Annotated in this window: 5 protein-coding genes; all 5 read left to right on the top strand. The window is 38.7% G+C overall.

Annotated elements, in window-relative coordinates; all coding sequences use genetic code 11:
* The first annotated feature begins 9 nt into the window (after window positions 1–9).
* The 5 genes from HT679_RS05665 (at window position 10) to HT679_RS05685 (ending at window position 7,340) form a co-directional block, all read left to right on the top strand.
* Window positions 10–1,452, top strand: coding sequence for a cell division site-positioning protein MapZ family protein (locus HT679_RS05665; RefSeq protein WP_173213439.1), 1,443 nt, complete (start codon window positions 10–12; stop codon window positions 1,450–1,452).
* Window positions 1,453–1,527: 75 nt separating this feature from the next.
* Complete coding sequence (gene gndA / locus HT679_RS05670) at window positions 1,528–2,952, top strand: NADP-dependent phosphogluconate dehydrogenase (RefSeq protein ID WP_050219820.1); 1,425 nt, start codon at window positions 1,528–1,530, stop codon at window positions 2,950–2,952.
* An 11-nt stretch (window positions 2,953–2,963) separates the two neighbouring features.
* A complete protein-coding gene (locus tag HT679_RS05675; protein WP_173213440.1) occupies window positions 2,964–3,653 on the top strand; it encodes a response regulator transcription factor in 690 nt (229 codons plus the stop codon).
* 98 nt (window positions 3,654–3,751) lie between these two features.
* Window positions 3,752–4,669: an N-acetylmuramoyl-L-alanine amidase family protein gene (locus HT679_RS05680; protein WP_173213442.1), complete on the top strand. Its 918-nt coding sequence runs from the start codon at window positions 3,752–3,754 to the stop codon at window positions 4,667–4,669.
* A gap of 385 nt (window positions 4,670–5,054) precedes the next feature.
* Window positions 5,055–7,340 (top strand): SHIRT domain-containing protein, encoded by a 2,286-nt coding sequence (locus tag HT679_RS05685; protein ID WP_173213444.1) that lies wholly within the window; start codon window positions 5,055–5,057, stop codon window positions 7,338–7,340.
* Window positions 7,341–7,432 lie beyond the last annotated feature (92 nt).

Consider the following 7,432-nt stretch of genomic DNA (forward strand, 5'->3'; position numbering starts at 1 on the left):
GGGATACTCATGAGTAAGAAAAGACGAAATCGTCATAAAAAAGAAAACCAAGAACCGCAAAAAGAAAACCAAGAACCGCGATTTGATTTTGATGAAGCAAAAGAGCTAACAGTTGGTCAAGCTATTCGTAAAAATGAAGAAGTGGAAGCAGGAGTCTTGCCTGAGGATTCCATTTTGGACAAGTATGTTAAGCAACACAGAGATGAAATTGAGGCGGATAAGTTTGCGACTCGTCAATACAAAAAAGAGGAGCTAGTTGAAACTCAGAGTCTGGATGATTTAATCCAAGAAGTGCGTGAGGCTGTAGAAGAGTCAGAAGCTTCTTCGGAGGAAGTTCCATCTTCTGAAGACATCTTACCACCCTTGCCTCTGGACGATGAGGAGCAAGACTTGGATCCTCTATTGCTAGAGGATGAAAATCCAACAGAAATGACTGAAGAAGTGGAAGAGGAGCAGAGTCTTTCTCGTCTGGAACAAGAAGACTCAGAAAAGAAAAGCAAAAAAGGCTTTGTTTTGACCGTTTTGGCGCTTGTATCAGTAATTATCTGTGTCAGTGCATATTATGTCTATCGTCAAGTGAATCGCTCAACACAGGAAATCCAAACTTCTCAATCATCGTCTAGCGAGCAGAATGTTCAGCCTATTTTAGAAGATTTTAATAGTCAATACGACGCCTTCTACACAGACAGCAATAAAACAGCTTTGAAAAATAGCCAGTTTGATAAACTGAGTCAACTTAAGACCTTGCTTGATAAGCTGGAAGGTAGTCGTGAACATACGCTTGCCAAATCGAAGTATGATAGTCTAGCAACGCAAATCAAGGCCATTCAAGATGTCAATGCACAATTTGAAAAACCAGCTATTGTGAATGGTGTATTGGATACCAATGCCAAAGCCAAATCGGACGCTAAATTTACAGAGATTAAAACTGGCAATACTGAGATTGACAAAGTGCTAGATAAGGCTATTAGCCTTGGTAAGAGTCAGCAAACAAGTACTTCTAGCTCAAGTTCAAGTTCAAGTCAAACTAGTAGCTCAAGTTCAAGTCAAGCAAGCTCAAATACGACTAGTGAGACAAGCCCAAGTAGTTCAAATGCTGCCTCAAATGAGACTAGAAGTTCTCGTAGCGAAGTCAATATGGGCGTATCAAGTGCAGGGGTTGCTGTTCAAAGAAGTGCTAGTCGTGTTGCCTATAATCAGTCTGCTATTGATGATAGTAACAACTCTGCTTGGGATTTTGCGGATGGTGTCTTGGAACAAATTCTAGCGACTTCACGTTCACGTGGCTATATCACTGGAGACCAATATATCCTTGAACGTGTCAATATCGTTAATGGCAATGGTTATTACAACCTCTACAAGCCAGATGGAACCTATCTCTTTACCCTTAACTGTAAGACAGGCTACTTTGTCGGAAATGGCGCTGGTCATGCGGATGACTTGGACTACTAAGCAGTCGTTACAAAATTCTTTCTTTTCAAAAGTAAAAATGATAAAATAAAACAAATCAAACAAGAGGAGTGTCAAATGACAAAAGCTAACTTTGGTGTCGTAGGTATGGCCGTAATGGGTCGTAACCTTGCCCTTAATATTGAATCTCGTGGTTACACAGTTGCTATTTACAACCGTAGTAAAGAAAAAACTGAAGATGTAATTGCTTGCCATCCTGAAAAGAACTTTGTACCAAGCTATGATGTTGAAAGTTTTGTAAACTCAATCGAAAAACCTCGTCGTATCATGTTGATGGTTCAAGCAGGACCTGGTACAGATGCTACAATTCAAGCCCTTCTTCCACACCTTGACAAGGGTGATATCTTGATTGACGGTGGAAACACTTTCTACAAAGATACAATCCGTCGTAATGAAGAATTGGCAAACTCAGGTATCAACTTTATCGGTACTGGAGTTTCTGGTGGTGAAAAAGGTGCCCTTGAAGGTCCTTCTATCATGCCTGGTGGACAAAAAGAAGCCTACGAATTGGTTGCGGATGTTCTTGAAGAAATCTCAGCTAAAGCACCAGAAGATGGCAAACCATGTGTGACTTACATCGGTCCTGATGGAGCTGGTCACTATGTGAAAATGGTTCACAATGGTATCGAGTATGGTGATATGCAATTGATCGCAGAAAGCTATGACTTGATGCAACACTTGCTAGGTCTTTCAGCAGAAGATATGGCTGAAATCTTTACTGAGTGGAACAAGGGTGAATTGGACAGCTACTTGATCGAAATCACAGCTGATATCTTGAGCCGTAAAGACGATGAAGGTCAAGATGGACCAATCGTAGACTACATCCTTGATGCTGCAGGTAACAAGGGAACTGGTAAATGGACTAGCCAATCATCACTTGACCTTGGTGTGCCATTGTCACTCATCACTGAGTCAGTATTTGCACGTTACATCTCTACTTACAAAGAAGAACGTGTGCATGCTAGCAAGGTTCTTCCAAAACCAGCTACCTTCAAATTTGAAGGAGACAAGGCTGAGTTGATTGAAAAGATTCGTCAAGCCCTTTACTTCTCAAAAATCATTTCATATGCACAAGGTTTTGCTCAATTGCGTGTAGCTTCTAAAGAAAACAACTGGAACTTGCCATTTGCAGACATCGCCTCTATCTGGCGTGATGGTTGTATTATCCGTTCTCGTTTCTTGCAAAAGATTACAGATGCCTACAACCGTGATGCAGACCTTGCTAACCTTCTTTTGGATGAGTACTTCTTGGATGTTACTGCTAAGTACCAACAAGCAGTGCGTGATATCGTAGCTCTTGCTGTTCAAGCTGGTGTGCCAGTGCCAACTTTCTCAGCAGCGATTACTTACTTTGATAGCTACCGTTCAGCTGACCTTCCAGCTAACTTGATCCAAGCACAACGTGATTACTTTGGTGCCCACACTTACCAACGTAAAGACAAAGAAGGAACCTTCCACTACTCTTGGTATGACGAAAAATAAGTAGGTCTGCCATGGGGAAACGGATTTTATTACTTGAGAAAGAACGAAATCTAGCTCATTTTTTAAGTTTGGAACTCCAAAAAGAGCAATACCGAGTTGATCAGGTTGAGGAGGGGCAAAAAGCCCTCTCCATGGCTCTTCAGACAGACTATGACTTGATTTTATTGAATGCTCATCTGGGGGATATGACAGCCCAGGATTTTGCAGATAAGCTGAGTCGGACTAAGCCAGCTTCAGTCATCATGGTCTTGGACCATCGTGAAGATTTGCAAGATCAGATTGAGACAATCCAACGCTTTGCCGTTTCTTACATCTATAAGCCAGTTATTATTGAGAATCTGGTAGCTCGTATTTCAGCGATTTTCCGAGGTCGGGACTTCATCGACCAACACTGTAGTCAGATGAAGGTTCCAACCTCTTACCGCAATCTGCGTATGGATGTAGAGCATCATACCGTTTATCGTGGCGAGGAGATGATTGCTCTGACCCGTCGTGAGTATGACCTTCTGGCTACTCTCATGGGAAGCAAGAAGGTCTTGACTCGTGAGCAATTGTTGGAAAGTGTTTGGAAGTATGAAAGTGCGACCGAAACCAATATCGTGGATGTCTATATCCGTTATCTACGTAGCAAGCTTGATGTAAAAGGTCAGAAAAGCTATATTAAAACCGTTCGTGGTGTCGGTTACACCATGCAAGAATAGAAAGCAGTTGCAGTTATGTAACTGCTTTTTTTGAAAGACTTCTATATATTGACATGCAGTCGGGTCTTTGCTACAATCAGTTATGGAGGATAGGTCTAATGAAAATAATAAAAAAATTGATGCCAATCGCATTAGCAGTCTTTTTCTTCGGTTTGCTAGCAACAAGTGCAGTATTGGCGGATACTACAGGTGGACAGTTTGTTGATAAGGATAATAGAAAATATTATATAAAAGATGACCATAAAGCAATCTATTGGCATAAAATAGACGGTAAAACCTACTATTTCGGTGATAGTGGAGAAATGGTAGTCGGTTGGCAATACTTAGAAATCCCTGGGACAGGTTATCGTGATGATTTATTTGATAATCGACCAGTTTTCGAAATTGCCCTTCAACCGAAGTGGTACTACTTTAACCAAGATGGGGTTCTTCAAGAATTTGTTGGATGGAAACAATTAGAAGTTAAGGATTCGTTAAATGTTGGCAAAAAATATGGTGAAGGCTTTGAAGGCTCAGAAGTTCTTAAATTAGCAAATTATTACTTTGATCAAGACCATTCTTTAAAAACAGGTTGGCTTTATGATCAGTCTAACTGGTATTACTTAGCAAAAATAGGTTATTCAGGGAAAGACTACCTTGGGGGTGAAAGACGTGCTGGTTGGATCAATGATAATTCAACTTGGTACTATCTGGATCCAACAAGTGCTGCAATGCAAACAGGTTGGAAATACCTTGGTAATAAGTGGTACTACCTCCGTTCATCAGGAGCTATGGCAACTGGTTGGTATCAGGAAGGTTCAACTTGGTACTACTTAGACCAGTCAAATGGCGATATGAAAACTGGTTGGCAATACCTTGGTAACAAGTGGTACTATCTTCGTTCATCAGGAGCTATGGCAACAGGTTGGTTCCAGATCGGTAGTAAATGGTACTATACTTATAGCTCAGGTGCCTTGGCAGTGAATACGACCGTAGATGGCTATTCCGTCAATTATAATGGCGAATGGGTTCGATAAATAATGATAGTATTTTGTAATTTGAGATAAATTTTAAGTAAGAGTGCAGCTTCACGAAGTGGTACTGGATAAAAAGTTTTTAAAATCAGAAAACCGCATATTATCAGGCGTCAAAAAAATTGGCAAAAACTTGATAATATGCGGTTTATTGTGAAAAGATTTACTTATTTACTTATTTACTTATTTTTAACAAAATTGAGTTTTTGCCCAGTTTTACATGACATGTTTTAGAAAAAGGTATATAATGTTAGTGTAATATCAAGTGTTTTTTTGAAAGCACCATAACAATTACAATTTTAGGCTTAAAAATCGAACCTTCTTTAAATACTTAAATATTTAAGGGGGGGTATAAGTACCCATTTGTAAAAAAGAAATGAGGTTGAAAATGAACTTTAAGTCAAGAAAATGTGAAGAAAACGGGAAAAAAGTTTTACGCTATTCTATTAGAAAACATCATTTGGGAGTAGCCAGTGTGGCAGTGGCTTCCGTATTATTTTTTGCAACTGGTGTGGCGACTGTTCAAGCGGATGGACCAGGAGCAGACGAACCAGTATCAGGCACACCAGCCCCACCAAGTACAACAAGCACACTAGGCACTTCTGGTGCTAATACTGGTGATGCAGAAATAGAAAATACAAATATAGATACAAATACATCTGCATCAACTGAGAGTAATGGAAATAATAGAGCTGCATTAACAGAAAATGGGCCTATTAAGCCAGAAGATAATGTTGAAGCAAGAAATAATAATGAGAAACCTAGAGGGCTTGAAAGAGCAACAGAACCAGCAAATTATGATGGTAAAGTAAGTCTTATTGGTCAATGGACAAGTGAATCACACGAAAAAAAAGATACTGAAAATACATATAAGAATGCTACAGATAAATTAGGGAGTCCCTTGTCTAATCCAGGTCTTTTCCGTGGCGCTGCAAAAACTTTTCTTGGTTGGTCTGATATGCCGCCAGTAAATGGGAAAATTGCAGATGGTGCAAGACTGTTCTCGGCAGAAGACACTATAGCTACAGCCTTTCCGAATGGCTTGTCAGCTGATTCTAAGCTATATGGTGTTTATGCCAGTCTAAATGACCAAGATACACCTTTCCCTGCTGATAAATTTTCTATGGGATTTGCGGTTATAGGTGGAATGAATAAATTTGCCATTAATGATAATAAGGTTCATATTGATACGAATGTAGAATCAGAAGAAGTATTACCTAATACTAATTTAAATAAAGAAACAAAAGACAAAGAAAAAAATACCCGCCGTATCATTGATGAGTATAAACCGGACAATAATGATACTACAAAAGTGAATGAAGTGGTTTTAAAAGCTGAGTTTGAAATGGATAAAACTACAGCGATGACTGTGTATAGAAATCCTCATGTAGGATATGTTGGTCCGGTTTTATCCAACACATACAAGGATAATAACTTTAAATTAGATGAAAAGAAAAAAACTTACACCTATGTAGACTTAAATGTGAATTTAGACAAAGATTTAGTTGTTCCGGAAAAATTATATGCAGAGTTTAATGGTTACTCATGGAGACCATTGTATGCTCTTGGAATTAAGGAAGATGGAACGAAGGAAATCCTAAATGTGTATTCAAAAGAAGGGACAGCCTTAGGAAATACAAAAGATAGCTTTAATTCAATCGTTAGTAATACGGACCCTAGAGTCACATTTGGTGTTGAAACTAAAGGTAACCATAATATAACATTTAGAATGATTCTTAGATCTTTAAACGGATATGATAGTAATAGACCGGAAAATGAACGAAATGAGCGTATAGCTGAAAGTGTAGTAAAACCGGATGAAGGTAAGTCTATTGCTGAAACAATTATGCGCAATATGATACTTCGATCTCTTACATCAACAGAACTTAAAGCCTTGTTCCCTAATAAGAGTGATGAAGAAATCAATCAGATGGTTGTTCGTATTAATCAAGATAAAGCCAAAGAGTTAGCAGATACAAATGGAAATACAGTACTAAAAGTAACAGGTTCTGTTGAGGGTAATGTTCATCCAAGTGCAGGTAGAATCGGTAGTGGCTGGTTAAGCCTGGATTCAGCTACAAATTTACCTATTAACAAAGTAGAAGCTAACGTTTTAGAACTAGGTTATGTTACATTTTATAATGTATCCTACCGATTCCAAAGTGGAACAGAGGGAAAAGTATTACCAGCAGTAATCGAAAACTATAAGCCAAAAGATACAGCTACTTACGAAAATGAAGCGAATGTAACACCAACACAACCGACAACTACAGAGTATATAGATGCAGAAAACGATGGAAAATGGGTCTTCAAAGGTTATGATGAAGCTAAAAAACAAGTAAACAAAGCAGATGTGGAGTTCATTGGAACATGGGTATTCGAAGCTAATAAGTATGGTGTAACATACAAATTCGTTAGTGGAACAGAAGGTAAAGCATTACCAGCAGTAATAGAAGGATATAAACCAAAAGACCCAAAAACGTATGAAAATACAGCTAATGTAACTGCGATTCAACCAACTACAAAAGAGTACCCAGTTGCAGAAGAAGATGGAAAATGGGTATTTAAAAAATACGATGCAGAAAATAAAGCAGTAAATGAAGCAGATGTGGAGTTCATTGGAACATGGGTATTCGAAGCTAATAAGGAAGGAGGAAACATAAAAATTAGTTAGTGGAACAGAAGGTAAAGCATTACCAGCAGAAATAGAAGGATATAAACCAAAAGACCAAAAAAAGAATGAAAATACAGCAAAAGTAAATGCGA

The sequence above is a fragment of the Streptococcus sp. 4886 genome (assembly GCF_013276485.1).
Lineage (GTDB): Bacteria > Bacillota > Bacilli > Lactobacillales > Streptococcaceae > Streptococcus.